Source organism: Curvivirga sp. (assembly GCF_965219885.1).
Taxonomy (GTDB): Bacteria; Pseudomonadota; Alphaproteobacteria; order UBA8366; family Aestuariispiraceae; genus Curvivirga.
Genome location: NZ_CBDCOT010000008.1, coordinates 518,653 through 539,531, shown reverse-complemented (window position 1 = coordinate 539,531; position 20,879 = coordinate 518,653). Strand labels below are relative to the sequence as shown.

The 20,879-nt window shown below is 42.0% G+C and carries 17 protein-coding genes; 5 read left to right on the top strand and 12 right to left on the bottom strand.

Annotation, left to right across the window (positions count from 1 at the left end):
- Positions 1-21: 21 nt before the first annotated feature.
- From ACOQOA_RS05045 to ACOQOA_RS05030, 4 genes are all read right to left on the bottom strand, one after another.
- Positions 22-2,181 carry a tetratricopeptide repeat protein gene (locus ACOQOA_RS05045; RefSeq protein WP_420547557.1) on the bottom strand — a complete coding sequence of 720 codons (2,160 nt, stop codon included), beginning with the start codon at positions 2,179-2,181 and terminating at the stop codon, positions 22-24.
- The gene (gene purB / locus ACOQOA_RS05040) at positions 2,144-3,448 is read right to left on the bottom strand and encodes an adenylosuccinate lyase (protein WP_420547556.1); all 1,305 of its coding nucleotides are present in this window, start codon (positions 3,446-3,448) and stop codon (positions 2,144-2,146) included. The genes ACOQOA_RS05045 and purB overlap by 38 nt, the downstream gene beginning before the upstream one ends.
- Positions 3,449-3,582: 134 nt before the next feature.
- Complete coding sequence (locus ACOQOA_RS05035) at positions 3,583-5,733, bottom strand: methyl-accepting chemotaxis protein (protein ID WP_420547555.1); 2,151 nt, start codon at positions 5,731-5,733, stop codon at positions 3,583-3,585.
- Positions 5,734-5,921: 188 nt separating this feature from the next.
- Complete coding sequence (locus ACOQOA_RS05030; protein ID WP_420547554.1) at positions 5,922-6,383, bottom strand: MarR family winged helix-turn-helix transcriptional regulator; 462 nt, start codon at positions 6,381-6,383, stop codon at positions 5,922-5,924.
- A gap of 471 nt (positions 6,384-6,854) precedes the next feature.
- Between ACOQOA_RS05030 and ACOQOA_RS05025 the strand changes: the two genes are divergently transcribed.
- Together ACOQOA_RS05025 and ACOQOA_RS05020 are read left to right on the top strand one after the other, a co-directional pair.
- Entirely contained in the window at positions 6,855-8,063 is a 1,209-nt protein-coding gene (locus tag ACOQOA_RS05025) for an aminotransferase (RefSeq protein ID WP_420547553.1), read from the top strand.
- Positions 8,050-10,161, top strand: coding sequence for a molybdopterin-dependent oxidoreductase (locus ACOQOA_RS05020; protein ID WP_420547552.1), 2,112 nt, complete (start codon positions 8,050-8,052; stop codon positions 10,159-10,161). The genes ACOQOA_RS05025 and ACOQOA_RS05020 overlap by 14 nt, the downstream gene beginning before the upstream one ends.
- Before the next feature lie 3 nt (positions 10,162-10,164).
- On the opposite strand, the gene ACOQOA_RS05015 is transcribed toward ACOQOA_RS05020, so the two are convergent.
- Complete coding sequence (locus ACOQOA_RS05015) at positions 10,165-10,740, bottom strand: hypothetical protein (protein ID WP_420547551.1); 576 nt, start codon at positions 10,738-10,740, stop codon at positions 10,165-10,167.
- A gap of 95 nt (positions 10,741-10,835) precedes the next feature.
- Here ACOQOA_RS05015 and ACOQOA_RS05010 point away from each other — a divergent pair, with 95 nt between their 5' ends.
- Positions 10,836-11,942 carry a carbohydrate kinase family protein gene (locus ACOQOA_RS05010; protein ID WP_420547550.1) on the top strand — a complete coding sequence of 369 codons (1,107 nt, stop codon included), beginning with the start codon at positions 10,836-10,838 and terminating at the stop codon, positions 11,940-11,942.
- Between the two features lie 4 nt (positions 11,943-11,946).
- Here ACOQOA_RS05010 and radC read toward each other — a convergent pair whose 3' ends face one another.
- From radC to ACOQOA_RS04985, 5 genes are all read right to left on the bottom strand, one after another.
- Complete coding sequence (radC, locus tag ACOQOA_RS05005) at positions 11,947-12,633, bottom strand: RadC family protein (protein WP_420547549.1); 687 nt, start codon at positions 12,631-12,633, stop codon at positions 11,947-11,949.
- Positions 12,634-12,645: 12 nt separating this feature from the next.
- Positions 12,646-13,458 (bottom strand): type I methionyl aminopeptidase, encoded by an 813-nt coding sequence (gene map, locus ACOQOA_RS05000; RefSeq protein WP_420547548.1) that lies wholly within the window; start codon positions 13,456-13,458, stop codon positions 12,646-12,648.
- A 144-nt stretch (positions 13,459-13,602) separates the two neighbouring features.
- Positions 13,603-14,319 carry a DNA/RNA nuclease SfsA gene (gene sfsA / locus ACOQOA_RS04995; RefSeq protein ID WP_420547547.1) on the bottom strand — a complete coding sequence of 239 codons (717 nt, stop codon included), beginning with the start codon at positions 14,317-14,319 and terminating at the stop codon, positions 13,603-13,605.
- Between the two features lie 15 nt (positions 14,320-14,334).
- Positions 14,335-15,096: a DsbA family protein gene (locus ACOQOA_RS04990; protein ID WP_420547546.1), complete on the bottom strand. Its 762-nt coding sequence runs from the start codon at positions 15,094-15,096 to the stop codon at positions 14,335-14,337.
- A gap of 136 nt (positions 15,097-15,232) precedes the next feature.
- Complete coding sequence (locus ACOQOA_RS04985) at positions 15,233-16,606, bottom strand: M48 family metalloprotease (RefSeq protein WP_420547545.1); 1,374 nt, start codon at positions 16,604-16,606, stop codon at positions 15,233-15,235.
- Between ACOQOA_RS04985 and ACOQOA_RS04980 the strand changes: the two genes are divergently transcribed.
- Both ACOQOA_RS04980 and ACOQOA_RS04975 read left to right on the top strand, forming a co-directional pair.
- Positions 16,601-18,295, top strand: coding sequence for a gamma-glutamyltransferase (locus ACOQOA_RS04980; protein ID WP_420547544.1), 1,695 nt, complete (start codon positions 16,601-16,603; stop codon positions 18,293-18,295). The genes ACOQOA_RS04985 and ACOQOA_RS04980 overlap by 6 nt on opposite strands.
- Positions 18,296-18,347: 52 nt before the next feature.
- Entirely contained in the window at positions 18,348-19,502 is a 1,155-nt protein-coding gene (locus ACOQOA_RS04975; RefSeq protein ID WP_420547543.1) for a pyridoxal phosphate-dependent aminotransferase, read from the top strand.
- Between the two features lie 16 nt (positions 19,503-19,518).
- Here the strand turns inward: ACOQOA_RS04975 and ACOQOA_RS04970 are convergent, their stop codons facing one another.
- Both ACOQOA_RS04970 and ACOQOA_RS04965 read right to left on the bottom strand, forming a co-directional pair.
- A complete protein-coding gene (locus ACOQOA_RS04970) occupies positions 19,519-20,139 on the bottom strand; it encodes a DUF2062 domain-containing protein (RefSeq protein WP_420547542.1) in 621 nt (206 codons plus the stop codon).
- Positions 20,136-20,783 carry a CDP-alcohol phosphatidyltransferase family protein gene (locus tag ACOQOA_RS04965; RefSeq protein ID WP_420547541.1) on the bottom strand — a complete coding sequence of 216 codons (648 nt, stop codon included), beginning with the start codon at positions 20,781-20,783 and terminating at the stop codon, positions 20,136-20,138. Before ACOQOA_RS04965 ends, ACOQOA_RS04970 begins: the two co-directional genes overlap by 4 nt.
- Positions 20,784-20,879 lie beyond the last annotated feature (96 nt).

Genomic DNA, 20,879 nt, shown 5'->3' with positions numbered 1-20,879 from the left:
GTTCTTTCAGCTCTTTTTTTATTAGATTTCTGAATTAGCTAATTCTTCTAACAAATTTATGTCGATATTATCATCATAGCTTTCATCAAGCTGAGGGCGAAGAATTTCTTGCTGTCCAATTACATGTTGCTCCGTGATTTCCAGAGCACGTTTATCAACTTTTAAGAAATCATATGACCAGCGATCTGTTGGACCAATGCCGATAATCTCCCTTAAACTAGCATCAGGTAAAGCAATTGCCACTGCAACGGCTGCTAGGGCTGCAGCACGCGCGGGAGGATGTTTGATCAATCGGGCGGATCTGATTGCCATATCAGTATCGTGAAGTTTTGCAGCTGCTACACCAACGGATGTAATAGAATCAAAGCGTGGCGCTCTAAAACTACCGTCCGGTGCACGATCGTTAATCTTATCTTCCGAAGGAAGCGGAATACGCGCTGCCGTATCCATGGCATCAAGCATTTGCTCGGTCGCGATTTGACTTTGGGTGATATTTGCAAGAGCCTTGGCATAATCTGGCCCACCATTGTATAGGAAAGCTAATGTCCAGGCATTATTAATAACCTTTTTTGCTTCTTCAATGCGACCACGGGCAGCATCAGCGGTTGCCAAATGGGCCAAAGCATTCACGCGGGTTAAGTTATCAGGAATAAGCTTTGTTAATTCATAAGCTTGGCGGAAAATACCTTCGTCATATTCAGGCGAGCCGTAGTTTAACTGCGCAGACAAAACTGCTTTTAAAGCACCAGGCAACATTTCTAAATTAAGGTTACCGTTCACAGGTTCCAGAGCTTGAGCCAGAAGCATACTTGCCGCTTCTGGATTATCAGAATTTTTGAATTTATCTCTGGCAAGAGCGGCAAAAATAGGTGCACGCATTCCAAGATATGGAATGTAATCTAGTAAAACTTCTGCTTCTTTAAATTTATTCTGATCAACTAAAACGAACCCCATATTCATGATAGCGGTTGCTTGTGCTTCGGGGTTTTTAATCAGGCCTGCTGTTACAAAAGCATCAGCTAACCGGCCGACAAAAGTTTGGTCTCGAATAAGAAGTGATAAAATACGTTCTCGACGCTCATCCTTTTGTTCAAGATTTGCTTGTTCTTTCGCGAGGGTAAAAAGGGGAAGAGCTGCATCAATATTGCCGATTTCGGCCATGGATTTTGCCACAGCGCTTAGGGCGATTGCGCGTTCACCACCTTCTGGAATTCGACGCATAACATCCATCGCCATGGAATGTGTTTTTGCATATGTATATGCGGATGCAATTCTTGCTAAGGCACGTGTATGCCAGTTCTGAATCTCTTTTTCTTTTTCAACCTTATCTAATGCGTATTTGAGAGTGATATTGGCACCTTCAATGTCACCAGCTCTTGCTTGTGAGCGTGCAATGTTAACAAATACGTCAATCAAAGTTTGACTGGAACCGGGGAGGGTCGATGCTTCTTTAAATGTAGCTCGCAAGATTTCAGTGACAGAGCTTTTTGAGGTGGTAGCATCCTGCCCATCATCTGCTTGCTGTAAAAAAATCCGAGCCGCCTTTTGCAAAGCATTCATACGGTTTAGAGTACTGGTGATATTACCCGCCGAAGAAACAGCATTTTGCAGATCACCAAGAGACGCATATTCGCTTGAAATTAATGTATATAGATGTTGGCTAAATTCAATACGTTCAAAATCTTCGGCGCCGTCATAAGATTTAACTAAAAACTTACGTGCTTCTTCTGGAAAACCCTGTAAACGATAATAGCGGGCAATAGATAAAAAAGCACGTGCTTGCCATAATGTGTCTTCGATACGATCAGATTCTTCAATCGCCATTTCTACATCGCCACGGGCGAGTAAGGCGCGAACAAGGCCTTCTAGTGCTTGACCTACTTCGTCCAACGTATCAAGTGAGAGAGCCGTAAATCGTAATTGAATAAATGCATCTTGTTGAAACTTTTGGTTCACTGAACTGTTATCTACGCCTTGTTGGGCATAAGATACATTGTCTGGGAAAAAGCCCAAACCAGTGATCATAGACGTAGAAACAAGTCCGGCACAAAATAGCTTGCGCCAGTTTGTGCCGGTACTTGTCGAATTCAATAAGTCTTTCTTTGCAAAATGCTTAACAGCATTTGCACTAGAAGAAATATGCTTAGGCTTTAAAAACCCGTTTGAAAATCGTGTCCACATGCTTTGTGTGGTACTCCATATCGAAGAGGTTGTCGATAACTTCGTTAGACAGTGTAACCTCTTCATCTTGCTTTAACAATTCCTGGAATGAGTTTCCTGATTTCCAGCTTTCCATCGCATTGCGTTGAACCAGACGATAAGCATCTTCACGGCTAACACCTGCTTGTGTTAATTGTAACAACACACGTTGGGAATTGTGAAGACCACCCAGCTGATCCAAATTCTTTTGCATATTGTCTCCATAGACTACCAGATTCTTCACAACACCAGTTAAACGTGCTAAGGCAAAGTCCAAGGTCACTGTTGCGTCAGGGCCGATCATGCGTTCAACGGAAGAATGGGAAATATCACGCTCATGCCATAAGGCCACATTTTCCATCGCAGGCACAACAGAAGAACGAACTAAACGTGCGAGGCCAGTCAAGTTTTCCGTCAACACAGGGTTACGTTTATGAGGCATCGCACTGGAGCCTTTTTGGCCTTTAGAGAAGAATTCTTCAGCTTCACGTAGCTCAGTACGTTGTAAATGGCGAATTTCTACGGACAAATTTTCAATAGAACTGGCAATCACACCCAATGTTGCAAAGAACATCGCGTGACGGTCACGTGGAATAACCTGTGTGGACACGGGTTCAACAGTGAGGCCTAGTTTCTCCGCTACATGTTCTTCAACAGCTGGGTTAATGTTAGCAAATGTACCAACTGCACCAGAAATAGCACATGTTGCGATTTCCGCGCGTGCTGCTTTCAAGCGATCTAAGCCACGTGCAAATTCCGCGTAATGTTTAGCCAATTTCAAGCCAAATGTAACCGGTTCAGCATGGATGCCATGAGAACGACCGATTGTGACTGTATATTTATGTTCTTCAGCACGTTCTTGAAGAGCTTCCAACAATGCTTCCATATCTTTTATGAGCAGGTCAGATGCCTGTGCTAATTGAACGTTTAAGCATGTATCTAATACATCGGATGAGGTCATACCTTGGTGGACAAAGCGTGCTTCATCTCCAACGTTTTCTGCAAGCTCAGTTAGGAAGGCAATCACATCATGCTTTGTTTCCATCTCGATAGAATCGATACGGGCGATACGTTCGTCTGTATATTCTTTGTTGCCGCGTTCCCATACTGCAGCTGCAGCTTCTTTCGGGATTACACCTAAATCAGCCTGTGCGTCACATGCATGGGCTTCAATTTCAAACCAAATACGGAATTTGTTGGAAGGTTCCCAGATTTGAACCATTTCCTGGCGGCTATAACGTGGAATCACAGCTGATCTCCTGACAATATGAACGGGGAATAACGTTGTGACGTTTAATGCTGCATTACAGCATTTTTTTCAAGGAATATTTGGCGTTTCCACCAAAATCAGCTGTGATTTATAGTTTCAAAATTATGTATTTATTAAACTACGGAAACTTCCCTTAAGAATTTATCAATATTTTGTTTCAGATTATCGGTCTCAGTAATCATATGGTTTGTCGCATCTAAAACCGCTGCACGAACTTTATCACTATTGTCTGTCATTCGGTTTACTTCGACAATTTTTTCAGAAACTTCATTGGTGCCCATAGAGGCTTGTTGTGTGTTACGTGCTATTTCTTGTGTTGCCGCGCCTTGTTCTTCCACCGCAGCAGATACGGAAGAGGTGATCTCATTCATTTCGTCAATGATTTTTCCGATGGATTGAATAGCGGTGACAGTTTCTTTTGTGTCGCTTTGAATTTGACTGATTTGAGAACTGATTTCTCCTGTCGCATTTGCGGTTTGGGTGGCAAGAGATTTTACCTCATTCGCAACAACTGCAAAACCTTTACCCGCATCACCAGCACGTGCAGCTTCAATCGTGGCATTTAAAGCTAACAAATTCGTCTGATCCGCGATTTCGGAAATTAGTGTCAATATTTCACCAATACGCATGGTACTGGCTTCAAGCCCTTTGACCAATTGATCTCCGCGATTTGCCTCATGTACTGCGTGAGACGCAATTTCTGTGGATCTTTGAACTTGTGCGCTGATTTCTTGTACGGAGGCCGCTAATTCTTCTGCAGCAGCCGCGACGGTTTCTACATTGCTACTCGCTAGTGCTGTCGATTCGGCTGCGCCTGTTGCCAATTCGCTTGTTTCAGAAACAGTTTGCCCTAATTCATCAGATGATGACTTCATCTGTCCAGTGGCACCGGAGACAGCAGTTAAAGCATTTTGTGCATCTGAATCGAAATCTTCGACTAGTTTTCTTAGAACTGAGGCACGGTTGATTTGTTTTTCTTGTTCTTTCGCATTTTCTTCTGAAAGTTTGTTATTTTCGATTAAGCTGTCTTTGAAATTGATGATGACGGCAAGCATTCGACCAAAAACATTATTTTCTTTGATATCCGGTATCTCAATATCCAATTTACCGGATCCCAATTGGCTCATCATTTCAACCAGATTTGAAATACGTGAGGCGATCGCAATACCAAGAGGCGTGCCGATTGCTGCTGCTATAAGGATCGTTACAATAAGAATGCCAATGGTCCAGTTTCTTAATTCATGTGCAGCTGTCAGAACTTCAGATTCATCCATTTCAGCAAGAATACCCCAGTCAATCCCATGAAATGAGAGGGGGGCATAAGCAGACACGACATTGATGCCACGATAATCTTCAACAATTGCAACGCCGGTCTCTCCTTTGAGCGCCGCTCTTGAGGTTTCTCCATCAACTTTAATTTTTAGAATAGAACTTTCTTCGCTAAAACGAGAATCACTACGCATTAAAAGGTCGCTGCCAACAATATAAGTTTCGCCACTTTCTCCCATACCAGCGGATTGCTGCATGAGATTATTGATCATGCCAATGGGCATTTGGAACGTTAAAACGCCGATCTTTTTGCCGGATGGAGTAAAAACGGCGGAAGCGATAAAACTGGCAGGCGCATCAAAACTTGGGGCGTAAGGGTGAAAATCTTCAAACGCGATTTGACCTTGTTGCGTTTGTTTCATCGCAGATCGATATACTTTGCCAAGGCCGCTATCTTTCCATTTTCCTGTATTTAAATTTGTTGCGTAATCCAGTTCTTTGAAAACGCTATAAACCAGATTGCCTTCTGTATCGAAAAGGAAAACATCATAGTAATCGCGCATCTGTTGAAGTTGTAAGAACCAGCCATGATTTTGTGCGTGATGAGCGCTGTAGTCCGATCCATCTTTTGCATCAAATAAATTTTGTTTTTCACCAATGGGGTTAGGATTGGAAGTGATATAGAGATTTTGAAGTGTTGATTTCTGATTTTCTCCAAGTTTATCCCAGGCTTTTATATATCCTTCAAGTGTCGAAGTAACTGTTGGGTTTGCTGCTTGGATAAGTAAATCTGCTTCGATGGATTTTAAATAATCCCTTAAAGCGTTTTTTCTGGATTCAGCTAACGCGAGTAACTTATTTTCAGACTCTTCAACAAGCGATGATTGCGCGATGAAATAGCTGGTTCCCCCTGACAAGATAGTAGAAAGAGCTGCTGCAAAAATGACAAGTGCTGGAAGAAGAATACGAAGACGGATACGAAGTAAAAATCCCATGGGTAATCTCTTTTATAGTTATCAAATGGTAACCGTAGCCCCAAATCCCCATAGGTGATCAGTTATATATACAACCGACCTAGTTAATATTTAATTAAAATTTGATGTATCGCAAGAAAAAAAGAAAAGGCACAACCTCTAAAGAGAGAATTGTGCCTTTCAGGTAAATATGATCATCTAACAATGAGTTAGGCTGCCGCTTCGAAAGCCTCTAAATTAAGACGAATCTTTTCGCTAACTCGCTTAAATGCTTCTATATCTGCTTCGGAAATTTCATCTGATGCTTGAAGATTGATATCATCTATATAAGGGCTGAGTTCTGTTTCCAGTGCCTTACCTTTCTCGGATAGGTAAATATTTATCTTACGACGATCGCTTTCGTTTCGTACACGCTTAATTAGCCCGTCGCGTTCCATCGCGCGCAGGGCAACCACAGTGGTAGGTCCCATGATGCCAAGTTGATCACTTAGCGCTTTTTGTGTCAGGCCATCTTCGCGCCATAACACACGTAAATAATACCATTGGCCAATTGGAATATTATGTTTGGTGAGGCGCGCCTGCAAGGCACGGGTGAATGCACGATGTGTCATGCGTGCGTTAAAGCCAAGACTTTCATCTGGCTTGATGATCATTTCTGTTTGTTTCAGCATGGTATTACTCTCCAATTTTGAAACTTATTAAATAAACTGCTTTATAATTGACTTTGCAGGATTAATTGTCTCCCGCTTAAGTCTGTATTGCACTGCGATATAAAACCTTATGGTCCGACGAATTCGGAATGTCAATTATTCCATAAGGGGTATTTCTTGGTTAGTGTAGTATGCGAATGATTAACTCCTTGAAAATATATACAATTTTATTTAAATTGAGGTAAATCAAATATAATATTTAATGTCTAATAAATTTTTTGTGTTTTATATCTGTAGTTTAACTTTTTAACTAGAATATCACATTATTGGCTTTTTATTAAATATTCAGGCTTTTTTTATGTGTTTTTGTTACTGATTGTTACTTTCCTAATGATTTACACAGCTTTTAAACATTCATAGATTGGCATCGGCAAGACAGGCAGATAATATGCGCCTCAATTTAGGAACTAATATTTTTAAAAAGTTTGATTGATGTCTGTAGAAACCAACGAAATTCTATCTTCTTATGGGACAACTGTTTTTGAAGTTATGTCTCGACTCGCAATTGAGAGCGAAGCTGTAAACCTGGGGCAGGGATTTCCTGATGAGGATGGACCTGAAGATATAAGGCAGATTGCTGCAGAAGGTTTGGTATCCGGACCGAATCAATATCCACCCATGATGGGACATCCCGACCTACGTCAGGCAGTCGCAGAACATAATATGAAGTTTTATGGTTTAGACATTGATTGGCAAAAAGAAGTGCTTGTCACGTCTGGCGCAACCGAAGCATTGGCGGATTGTTGTCTGGCGCTTCTAAATCCGGGCGATGAAGTTATTTTGATTGAACCGCTTTATGATTGTTATCTGCCTTTGGTAGAACGTGCAGGTGCAACGCCGATTCCAGTACGAATAACACCACCTGAATGGAAGCTTGATAGGGACGCGTTAGAAGCAGCTTTTTCTGATAAAACAAAGTTTATCTTGCTAAATTCGCCAATGAATCCGGCGGGCAAAGTCTTTAGTGAGGAAGATTTATCTTTTATAGCAAATCTCGTTATTAAACATGATTGTATTGCGCTTTGTGATGAAGTCTATGAACATATCTTTTTTGACAAACATCGGCACAAACCATTAATGACTTTCAATGGTATGAGAGATCGTTGCATTCGTATTGGATCTGCAGGGAAATCATTTTCATTAACCGGATGGAAGGTTGGTTATATTACTGCCCCAGAGATGTTGTTAACGACAATTGCCAAGTCACATCAGTTTTTAACTTTTACAACACCGCCTAACTTACAAATTGCGGTGGCAGCAGGTTTAAGAAAAGATGCGCGTTATTTTGATGATCTTGCCATTGAAATGCAGCAGAAACGTGATTATTTGAAAGCTGGTTTGGAAACGCTGGGCTTTTCAGTTATTGAATGTGAGGGAACTTATTTTCTTACAGTTGATATTTCATCTATGTCATCTGAAATGAATGATGTAGATTTCTGTAAAGATATGACGGTGAATGGTGGTGTTGCTGCTGTACCTGTCAGTGCATTCTATAAAGATGATGCGCCGGATCATTTTATTCGGTTTTGTTTCTGCAAAAAATATGACGTGCTTGAAGAAGCATTACGCCGTTTAGCACGCTACTTAAATAAAAATGAAGATCAGGTTATAGAGGCTGCGAAAGCTTATGAACGAAGTTAAAAAAATTGAAAAGCATTTCACCGCTTGTCCACATGATTGTCCGTCCACTTGTGCGTTAGAAGTGGAAAAATTAGACGACAAGACAATAGGTCGTGTTCGTGGATCAAAAGAGAACAGCTATACCGATGGTGTCGTCTGTGCCAAAGTTGCACGCTATGCTGAGCGGGTTCATCATCCTGATCGTTTATTATATCCTATGAAACGTATTGGTCCGAAAGGTAGTGGCCAGTTTGAGCGTATCTCTTGGGATGAAGCCTTAGATGAAATCGTGGCGAAATTTAATACTGCAGAAGCAGAGTTCGGCAGTGAGTCTGTTTGGCCGATATTTTATGCAGGTACCATGGGGCTTGTTCAGCGTGATGGTATTGAACGTATTCGTCATGCAAAGAGATATTCTGGTTTCTATGGAACTGTTTGTATCGCATTAGCGTGGCCTGGTTATACTGCTGGAACAGGACAATTGCGTGGTGTAGATCCGCGTGAAATGGCTGAATCAGAGGTGATTGTCCTTTGGGGCAATAATGCGGTTAATACACAAGTAAACGTGATGACCCATGCCCTGAAAGCCCGTAAGAAGAACGGGGCAAAGATTGTCGCCATTGATGTCTACAATACAGGTACTGTTCAACAATCAGATATGGGGTTGATCTTAAAACCGGGGACGGATGGTGCTTTGGCTTGTGCAGCGATGCATATCGCGTTTCGTGACTGCTATGCCGATCGTGATTATATGGATAAATACGCTGATGATCCAAAAGCTTTGGAAGAACATCTTAAAGATAAAACACCAGAATGGGCTGCCGAGATTACAGGGCTTTCTGTTGAACAGATTGAAGAATTTGCAAAAGTAATTGGTACGCATAAGAAAACGTTTTTCCGATTAGGTTATGGTTTTACACGTTCTCGTAATGGTGCAACGAGTATGCATGCGGTGAACTCTATCCCGGTGGTGCTTGGGTCTTGGCAGTATCTAGGAGGCGGTTCGTTATTATCCAATAGTGGTATGTATGGGTTGGATGGTCGTCTTGTGCAAGGACGTGATTTGCGTGACAAGTCGATCCGCATTTTGGATCAATCCCGTATGGGTGATATCTTATGTAATGATCCAGATGCCTTGAAAAATGGTGTGCCTGTTAAAGCTACCATTATTCAGAATACAAATCCGATGGCGATATGCCCAGATCTGGCACGCGTGAAAGAAGGTTTCATGCGTGATGATCTATTTGTCGCTGTTCATGAACAATTTATGACAGATACTGCAAAGATGGCCGATATTCTGTTGCCAGCAACTACATTTGTTGAGCATGATGATATTTATAAGGGCGGTGGGCATACCCATGTTCTATTTGGACCAAAGATTATTGATCGTCCAGGAGAATGCCGTACGAATCATGAAGTTTACGCAGCATTAGCTGAACGTCTTGGCATTGATGACTTGCCTGGTATGAAAATGTCTGAACGTGAATTAATCGATGATATGCTAGATAAATCTTATGGCGAGACGTTGGAAAATCTTGAGAAAGAGCGTTGGATTGATAAGGCTCCAGACTTTGAAACTGCGCATTTTTTAAATGGTTTTGCACATAAGGATGGTAAGTTTCATTTCAAAGCTGATTGGGTATCCATGTCTGAAAGTGGTAATCCTGAAGCAGGTTATGGAATGAATAATATTCCGGGCGCAGAAATGCCTGTTTTACCTGATCATTGGAATGTTATTGAAGGCGCGACAGAGGAATATCCTTATCGATTGGTAACCGCGCCTGCCCGAAATTACTTGAATTCCAGTTTTACGGAAACGCCAACATCTATTGCGAAAGAAAGTCGTCCGACAGTTATTGTTGAAAAATCCATGGCAGAAGAAGCTGGCTTAAGTGAAGGTGATTTAGTTTGTTTATCTTCAGCACGTGGTTCATTACGTATCCATGTGGAGATCGCTGAAAACCTTCAGAAAAATACTTTGGTCGTAGAGAGTATTTGGCCCAATAGTGCTTATTTAGACGGTATGGGGGTCAATATCTTGACAGGTGCAGATCCAGGAAGTCCTGTTGGAGGCGCCGCATATCATGACAATCGTGTATCTATGGAGAAATGCAATTAGCCTTTATGGATAATTGCTTTCGACACGCTTTAGGAAACCTTTAATCGTACGAAGTTTTTCACCGTCACGGATGCGATTAAATACAAGTTCCATTGTCTCATCGTCAATGATACGGCGGTTATATTGTTGCATTTCATATCCGCCATCTTCGGTGATTATCATGGCGTATACGATAAAAGTGTCATCTTTGATTTTGGCCCATATGTATGGATCACCTTTCATTGGGTTCAAAGGTTCCCATTTACCAAATAGATTTTTGCGCATAGCTGAACCGTAAACGCCGTCCCGTTTAGAGACACGGAATTCAACCGAGTGTTCTGTGACTTTCTCTCGTCCATCGGTTTTATGGACCGTCGTTTCCCATATGAGATGAAAAGAGTCATCGCCAGTTGGCCATACTTTTACCCGTAGAGATCTTTTGTCTGCTTCTTCCGCTGAAGATATTGCGTCACCTTCATATGTACCAAAAAAGGGTTTAATTACAGATATAGCTTCCGCAGCATGAACAACTTGACTAATTCCAAATAAAATCAGAAGGAAGGCAAAAGTTGTGGAAATCTTTTTCAAGTTGTTTTTCATTGGCTTACCTAGTCAAATCCATTTACTCTACAGATGTCTAATAAAGATAGTGAGGCGACGCTACCTTAACAAGGCTAAAAGTAAGGATAAATACCATGAAAGCGTTAACCATAGGCGGGGCTACAGTTGATATCATTGCGTCAGTTGAAGATCATAATCTTGAACGTATGACGATGGAAAATGCGTATTCTAGTTTTTTGCTATTGGAAGAAGGCAAGAAAGTAGAAGCTCAATCCGTAGATTTCTATGTCGGAGGTGGTGCAACAAATGCAGCTGTTTCGATGGCTCGTCGCGGTGCAGATGTCGCATGTCTTGTGAAAGTTGGTGATGATGCAGAAGGGCATAAAGTACAAGGCCAGCTTCGTGCCGAAAATGTTGATACGCGTCCTATCTTGATTGATCATCTTGAACCAACAGGCCGTGCCGTGATGATTGCCAGTCACGCGAAGAATCCAACAATTTTTGTTGCGCGCGGATCAAATACGACTTTGCAAGAAGAAGATATTCAGCCGAGTTTATTTCAGGATCGTGATCTTGTTTATATTACAGGGTTAAGTGGCGATTCTGCGGATTGTTTTGCCAAGATTGTGACTTTGGCTAAAGAAGCTGGTGCTATGGTTGCCTGTAATCCCGGAATTCGGCAATTATCTTCGCGTAGTCAGGCGTTTTATAGTGTTCTGGATAAAATCGATATGTTGATTTTAAATGAACGAGAAACCGCCCAATTGATTCCGGAGCTATCTGTACATCGCAAAGAGAGAAATACTGTAGTTTGTGATCAATCCGTGGATGTAGAGTATTGGCCTCATTTAATGAAAAAGGGGTTGGAAAGTCATGGTTTCTCTATGACGTTGCCGACCTTGTTTGATGCACTATTGGAGCGTGGTATTAAAAGCTTTCTTCTGACCGATGGAAAACGCGGTGCTTATTTGGCTGACAAAGATGGGATAATTTTCTGTCCAAGTCATAAGGCAAAAGTACGCGGAACTGCCGGGGCAGGGGATAGCTTTGCATCCACCTGTGTGTCCGAACTTGCCATGGGACGATCAAAAGATATCTCTATTAAGAAAGCTGCGATGAATGCAGCCTATGTTGTGTCTCATGTAGATGCGCAGTCTGGATTGCAAGATAACGAGATTTTAGATCAACGTATTATGGATGCTGATTGGGACGGATTTTTAACATTCTGTTGGGCAGACTAAATCGTCATAGTAGACCTTGGGTTTTAAAGCTTAGATAGCTGTTATGCCCAATGATAATATGGTCATGTAATATGATGCCAAGATTATTGCCTGCATCTTTAACCATATTGGTTATTTGAATGTCTTCCTGTGATGGCGCCGGGTCACCGCTTGGATGGTTATGTACGATGATGATGGCAACAGCACTTAAGTCGAGGGCACGTTTCACGATTTCTCTTGGGTAGAGTGGTGTGTGATTTACCGTACCAATATTTTGTACCTCATCAGCGATTAAGTGATTTTTCTGATTAAGATAAAGAATACGTAACTGTTCGACTTTCTCTCGACCCATTGCGGCCTGAAGATAGTCCATCAGGTTTTGCCAATTATTCAGGATATGCCCTTTAAAAGCTTCTTGTTTTAATAAACGCAAAGCCGATTGTTGGGAAAGTTTGATGGCTACAACGGCTGCTTCCCCGATGCCTTCGACCTTTTGTAATTCTTCAGGTGTGGCAGATAAAACACCAGCATAAGATTTGAAAGAGGCAATAAGACGCTTTGCCAATGGCTTAACATCGCCACGCGGGATTGCCTGAGTTAGAATCAATTCCAGAAGTTCGTAATCTTCCATTGCCCGACCAAGGTCTTTCAGGAAACGTGTGCGAAGACGTTTCCTGTGGCCCAATTGATCTTTTCTGACTTCTTCCCCCATTCAGTCAGAACTTTATACATAAGGTGGTTGTGTCCAGCCCTTAGGAGAGGCTGTGAAGATTTCATAACCATCTTTGGTTACGCCAATCGTATGTTCAAACTGGGCGGATAAGGACTTATCCTTGGTTACAGCAGTCCAACCATCTTGTAGAACTTTACATGCATATTTTCCTGCATTTACCATAGGTTCTATGGTAAAAAACATACCTTCTTGCAGGACTGCACCTGTACCCGGTGTACCATAATGCAAGACACTAGGTGCATCGTGGAAAACACGACCAATGCCATGACCACAGAAATCACGAACAACGGAAAAACGATGTTTTTCTGCATGTTGTTGGATTGCAGAACCGATGTCACCCAATGTCACACCCGGTTTCACCATCTCAATACCAATCATCATGGATTCATAGGTGACGCGCACCAGGTTCTTTGCCTTTACAGGAATTTTGTCGCCAACCATATACATGCGGCTACTATCACCATACCAGCCATCTACAATCACGGTTACATCAATGTTAATGATGTCACCATTCTTAAGTTTCTTGCTTGGGTCGGGTATACCATGACACACCACGTGATTTACACTGGTGCAAATAGATTTAGGAAAGCCGCGATAGTTCAATGGTGCGGGAATCGCATCGTGATCAAGAATATATTTATGACAAATTTGGTCGAGTTTATCTGTGGTTACACCAGGCTCAACAAATTGAGTGATATGATCCAACAACTCAGCCGCAAGATGGCCAGCTTTGCGCATACCTTCAAAATCTTCAGGTGTATGAATTTTAATACGGCCAGAATCAGGGTCGTTATAGTCGTCCATCAGACAAATCTTTCTTAATCACATCAAATCTTTTTATCAGCAATATTCAATATATGAATATCTTGCATTTGCTTCTTTTACCTCGAACTCGGCCATTCGCCAAGGGGGTGGTGTGAAACTATCGGTAATCTATAGTAGAAAATGTCAATCTATAGAAATTTTAAGTGGATTTCGAATGGTGATTTCTGTTTCCGTAATGTCACAATCATAACAAACAGCTTCTACACCTGCTTCTCGTGCTTTCAGGAAAGCTGCTTTGTATGTGGGGTCAATATCACTCGCTAGTCTAAATTCATTACAATCTGGGCGTTGAACCAGATAGACCATAACAGCACGATGACCTTGGGCGACCATATCAGACATTTCATCTAGATGTTTCGCCCCACGCGCGGTAACTGCATCAGGAAATTCTGCAGCATCGGGATAAGCGCCATCCAGACGACGTAAGGTTACGTTCTTAACTTCGACGTAACAATCTGGTTTATTGTCATCGGAAAGCAAAATATCAATTCGGCTGTTTTTGCCATATTTTACCTCGCGCTTGGTGTTTGCATAACCAGAAAGTTCGGTGATCTTTCCATCAATAATTGCCTGTTCGACAATTGCATTGGGGCGAGATGTATTTATGCCAACAGGGATACCATCCTGACTTGCAAGTTCCCATCGCCAATCCAATTTTGCTTTTGGATTGGTGTTAGGCGACAACCATACACCCGAACCTTCGTCTTTTAGACCCATCATAGAACCAGAATTGGCGCAATGGGCTGTAACAACAGACCCATCCGCCAGTTCTACATCTGCCAAGAAACGTTTGTAGCGTTTAATCAATTTCCCTTTGGTAAGGGGATTGTCGAATTTCATGATTAGAAAAACCTCTTAGCTTTCCTCTTTGGCCTTTTCCACCAGGCCACGCATAGCATCTTCACCAATCGCCCCGCGGACGATTTCATCACCGATGATGAAAGCAGGGGTGCCTGAAAGGTTTAACATTTGCGCAACTTGACGATTACGGCTGATTTTCCCAGTTACTTCTTCTGATTCCATATCGACTTTTAACTTGTCGACATCCAAACCAACGGAATCTGCTACTTGGAAAACACGTTTTTCAGTAATACCGCCGCGGGCACTCATCATAGCGACATGGAAATCCATATACTTGCCTTGCATATCCGCCGCTAGGGCTGCTTTTGCGGCAATAACAGAAGTTGGGCTAAGAATTGGGAGCTCAATAAATAGAACGCGCACATCCTCATCATCTTCAATGATATTGTTCACCTGCGGTAACACGCGTTTACAATATCCACAGTTATAGTCAAAAAACTCAACCATGGTCACTTTACCTTCAGGATTACCTGCAACAGGATATTCGTCACTTTCTTTGATTGCAGGCAAAAGACCTTCTAACGTTTTTGCTGATTCTGCCTCAGCCAGCTTTTCTTGTTCTTGATAATAGGCATCAAGAGAGCGGATCATAACTTCAGGATTCTCCATCAAATAGTTATGAATGATCTCTTCCAATTGTTCTTTTGTGATATTGGAAATATCTTGTGCGTGTGCCGTCATTGCGAAGGCTGTTGAAGATAGCAGAATCGCAGAAGCTGCTGTTAAATTAAAAAGTCTGGATTTAATTGATCCCATAACGAAGTCCCGTATGCAGATAGATAATTGACGTTTTATTACTGTTGATAGTGGCTATTTGATGGCAGAGTTGCAAGGGCTTGGTGATGCATTTTATATCACTTCACAAACTTATGATGAGCAGTTGATCGACAAGTTAAGATTTTTTGTCTTTTTGTAAATCTTTTGCACGAAGATTAATATCTTCCGCACGTAACCAACCGGCACTACCACGAGGTAATAGATCTAATGCCTTGTTGGATTGAGTAACTGCATTTGGTAATCTATTTCTGAGCAAAGCTTCTTCTGCAAGAGCAAGCGCTGTATTTGCCTGGTCACCCATTCGTCCGTATACGGTAGCCAATAAACGCCAATTAGAGGATACATTAGGTTCAAGACGGGCTGCCGTTTTTAAGTTCTTCAGCGCGGCTGGTAAGAGTTCAGGGTCCTGAGTTTCTATCCGTGCACGTCCAGCATTTTGATGAATTAAGGCAGCCCATGGGATAATAGCAAGCGCACGATCATAAGCCTCAATAGATTCTTCAATTCTAGCAGCATCCAACAAAATATCGCCCTCTAGTTCAATAAAAAAGGGGTCTTCAGGTACTTGAGCTTGTAAACTTCTTACAATTTCTAATGAAAGATCGTAATTCCCGTTTTCTTTATGTGCAATTGCACGTGCATATTGTGCCGGGATTGAATTATCCGATTCTGGATAAACTTTATTTACTGTTTCCAAGCCATCCACATAGCCGATTATTTTTGCCCGAATGCGATCATGAATTCGATAGAATTCTTCGGACATTTTTTTGCCGGTATAACTTGAACGTTGAGTATGATGTTCAACAAAGTTAACACGTGACTGTGTTAGTGGATGTGTTTGAGAATAAGGATTTTGCGCGTCGGAATAGATTTGGCTTTGTTTATGAATTTTATTTAAAAAGGTTAGCATACCTTCGCTGGTGATTCCGGCAGCATCAAGAAAAGTCAGAGCTGCTTGGTCGGCTGCTTCTTCATTTGCGCGTGTGTATTTTAGGAAGCCGCGGGTTGCGACCTGAGACCCTAAGCCAAGAGCAGCAATTGCGACTTCAGGCTGCCCGGAGAGAATCGCCAAAGGTATCCCAAGTACTGCAGCGGCGATATTGATATCTTGTGCACGTTCATAATTGGCATAAAGTTGTGATAAATGCCCGCCCGTAATATGCCCAGTTTCATGTGCTAGAACGCCAATAACTTCTTCAGGTTTTTCTGCTGCAGCGATTGTTCCTGTATTGATAAATATCTGCTGTCCTTGGGCCACAAAGGCGTTTAGACGCTTATCATTAATGATGTGAATATTTACTGAGGCTGCATCCAGTCCTGCAACTTCAAAGATTGGTTGGCAATAATATCGGATTGCATTTTCAATTTCTGTATCACGAATATAACTGATAGAGCTTGCACTCGCCGCAGATGTGATTAGGCTATGCGCCATTAACCATACAACGATAAAAGAACATATCCATTTATATAGGGTTTTAAGTCGATGCATTTTCAAAAGCTCAATCTTGTCGCAGAAAAATCTAATGTAGGGATGAATTGCGAAACACGCAAACCCCAGTTTTCATTTTTCACGAAACGAGCAGTAACTTCTTTGGCAATTGCTTCCGGATTGCTATTGTCTGCTTGCGCTCAAGACGAGGAAGTACCATTAGGCCAGATTGGTTATGTACAGGGCTTCTATGGTGCGATATCTGGAGACGAACCAACATCCGTGCTTGTTGGGCGTGACGTGTTGACCGCTGGCGGAACTGCAGCCGATGCCGCTATTGCAATGTCCTTCACAATGGCAGCAACTTATCCTGGACGCGCTGGACTTGGAGCTGGTGGAGTTTGTCTTATGCATGATGGTGCGATTGGCTTGACAGAAACGCTGGATTTTACGGGCGGTGAGGGTAGCTTGAAAACAGGTGACCGCGCGGCTGCGATTCCGGGAATGGTGCGTGGCATGGCGGTCATGCATGCACGATATGGAACAATGGATTGGCGTCAACTTGTTTTACCTGCTGAACAATATGCGAGATATGGTCATCGATTCTCTCGGGCGGCACGCGCTGACGTTACTTTGGCTGAAGGGCCATTAATGAAAGACGCAAATGTAAAAGAAATTTTTGTAAATGAAGAAGGGTGGATTCATTCCGAAGGATATCGGTTCGATCAAGTAGATTTAGCAGCAACATTAGCACAAATTCGTGCAAAAGGGGCCGGTGCTTTCTATCAAGGGCCTTTTGCCCGTCAAGTTGCTGAAGGTATTCAAGCTGCAGGCGGTAATGTATCGGAAGAAGATTTACGTAATTACCTCCCAGAATGGCGTGGTGTTTATGGTGTACAGGCCGGCAATTATACTTTTTATACGCCAGAAGCTCCTGCTGGAGGAGGTGCCGTTATGGCTGAGGCACTCGCCTTAGCTAATGCAGATGAACGCTATGAAGATTTGTCCGGGGTAGATCGATTACACTTGTTGTTAGAAGCTTCCAAACGCGCATACGCACATCAGCAAGAATATGTGAAAGCCGGCTGGGAGATCGCCATTCCTGTTGATCAGTTGTCTGGTTCAGAACATGCAGAACAAGTTATGAGTGGATTTGACATCTCTAAAGTATCTACAAATCGCCTAGCTAATGTGAAGTTTAGCGAAAACTCCTACAATACAGGATTTGTTGTTGTTGATAGAAGTGGCAATGCAGCCATTTGTGATATTAGTCTTAACAACCTCTTTGGCACGGGACGAATGGCAGAAGGCTTAGGTTTCATGATTGCCGCGAGTCCTGATAAAAAAACGCGTAATCCATTGAATTTAGCGCCAATGGCGGTGATTAGTACCGGTGCAAATAGTTTTCATGGGGCTATTGCAGGTGCAGGTGGTTCCGTAAAGAAATTAAGTGCAATGAATGTAATGCTTGATGTCGCAGTGAATGAGAAAAATTTAATTGATGCACTGGTAGAACCACGTATGGGATTATCACCTGACCTTGGAACTGTATTAGTTGAGGATAGTTTTGATCCTGAAGTGATCTCACGATTAAAAGAGAAGGGATATCGTATTGATCGCGCTGAGCTCTCCAGTCGTTTGAATGCGGTATATTGCAAGAATGGTTTGCCACGTGAAGATGTTGGTGCAGGATGTTTGACATTCACGGACCCTCGTGGGCATGGCCTGAGCTTGATGACTTCTGAATAAACAATTCTTAGTCTAGACAAATTATATTTACTTATTTTCTAAGGATACGAAAATGGCGTTAAAGCAATCTGGCCGTTCCAATGTGCCTGCTTTTATTGTTATGGAAGTTATGCGCGCGGCTGCCGAACGAGAAGCAAGTCAACAAGCTGTTTATCATTTAGAAGTAGGACAACCTGGAACAGGGGCCCCAAAGAAAGTTATTGAGGCTGCTAAATATGCTTTGGACACTAATAAGATAGGCTACACCGTTGCCTTAGGAATTCCTGAATTACGAAGCGCTATAGCGTCTCACTACATGGAAGATTATGGTGTTGATGTCTCTTCGGAAGATATTATTATTACGACAGGATCATCAACGGGATTTTTATTATCTTTCTTATCTGCTTTTGATCCAGGGGATAGAGTTGCGCTCGCAGCTCCGGGATATCCCTGTTATCGTCATATCTTGAATATGTTAGGTGTTGAGCCAGTATTGTTAGAAACTGGGCCAGAAGATAGATATCAACCCAGTCCAGAATTACTTAATAAAGCTCTGCAAAATGGCAAGTTAGATGGTTTGATATTGGCAAGTCCATCTAATCCAAGTGGCACCATGTTGGAAGATGCCGAGTTAAAGGCGTTAATTGATTTCTGTGAAGAACATGATATTCGTTTGGTATCTGACGAAATCTATCAAGGTATTAGTTACGGGCGTGGTTTTCAAACTGCCTTGTCATATACAAAAGATGCTTTGATTATTAATAGTTTTTCTAAGTATTTTTCTATGACTGGATGGCGTCTTGGTTGGTTGGTTATGCCGCAGGATTTAAAACGCCAAATTGAGTCTATGGCACAAAATTTATTCATTTCCGCACCCACTTTAAGTCAGGTTGCCGCTGTTGCTGCTTTTGATGCAAAGGAAGAGTTAGATCTGAATATTCGTAATTATGCAAAAAACCGTGAAGTTTTGTTAAACGCATTGCCAGAATTAGGATTTGATAAATTGGCTCCCTCAGATGGTGCCTTTTATATATATGCGGATGTATCTGATTTAACAGATGACTCGGTTACTTTCTGCCAACGTATCTTAAATGAGACGGGGGTGGCTGTAACACCGGGGTTAGACTTTGATCCATTTAATGGTCATCATACCATGCGTTTCTCATTTGCTGCAGGGCATGATGAAATCTTAGGGGCTATTGAGGCTCTTAGAAATTGGAAACGATAAGAAATAAAGCGATCAATTATTGATCGCTTTTTTCATGGAGCTTTTTAAGCATACGTTCTTGGCGAAATCTTTGATAGCTTAGTGTCGCCCGAAGTGATAACCAATATCCCAGTAAACTCAATCCAACTGCCCATGGAAGGCTGCCTATCAACAGGCTTGAACCAACTAGTTCTATTAAATCTATCAGAAACTCAAAAGATTCTGCGATTCCTGCATCTGCGCTTAAATTACTGCTGATATAGCTTGAGAAATCTTCAAAAGAAAAATCATCTTCATCAGTTGGCAATATCAATCGACCTGTCGCGTAAAACAGATAATAGAGGGGAATCATGGTTGCTGCATTGGAAAACCATGACCAAGCAATTGCAATAAGAAGACTAAAGTTAAACTTAAAGATCTTTTTGGCGATCCACCAGATCACAAACAAAGCGGGCATTTGAATGCCAACGCTTGGTGTGAAACCGACAAAAAGTCCAATCATCACACTATAGGCAATAAGATGTGGTGAGTCTTTTTCGCGTTGAATCGGAATAATGAGTTTATAGTGAAGATATCGAAAAGCTTTCGACCACCAAAATTCTTTATTTTTACGATGTCTTAACCTCTTCAAAACACCTTTTGGTGTATTGGAACTCATTTGGTTGTTCCTTCTACAGAATTAGCCGATTTACTCGCCTCATGTAATTGATCGAAATGCTTGTATATACGCTGCAAGGCATGAATACAGAAGAAGCTGTAGTAAATAGCGAATGCCGATGTTGCATAAACTAAAATTTCGAATTGGATCAGGGCAGAGCTGCAATAGAGGAAATAATAGAAATATTTCACACGCAGAAAAGTCCAGAGCTGGATCTGGTGTTGGTTTGCATAGACAGCCAGCATAATAAAGGAAATATAAGAGGCAGAAAAAATAACTGCACTCCAAGGGTCTACCCCCCAATGCCATGCACCTGCAGCAGCAACTAAGGGAACACCGATTTGATCTGCGGCCATATCCACCATTGCACCGCCTTCATGGGCTTTACCCATTCGGCGCGCCAGCGGCCCATCAAAACCATCCAGAACACAATAAGAAAATAGTAAGATACTAATAACCCACCAATATTCAAATTGTGTTGGTAGGGTGACGCCTGTGATCAGACATAAAATAGCAATAATTGTGATGTGATTTGGGCTTAATCGAAGAGTAAGAAATAACTTGATCACAGGATTGAGCGCACGATCGCGCCATGCTGCAAATTCCTTTTGCTTCTTTCTTTCATCTTCGTTGAAGTAATCCATGGATAAATGAGGCCCTGATATGAAAAACTATTATAGGGCTTTTATCTGATCAGAAGGGATGAAACAATAATTTCTCATCCATTTTATCAAAGTTTC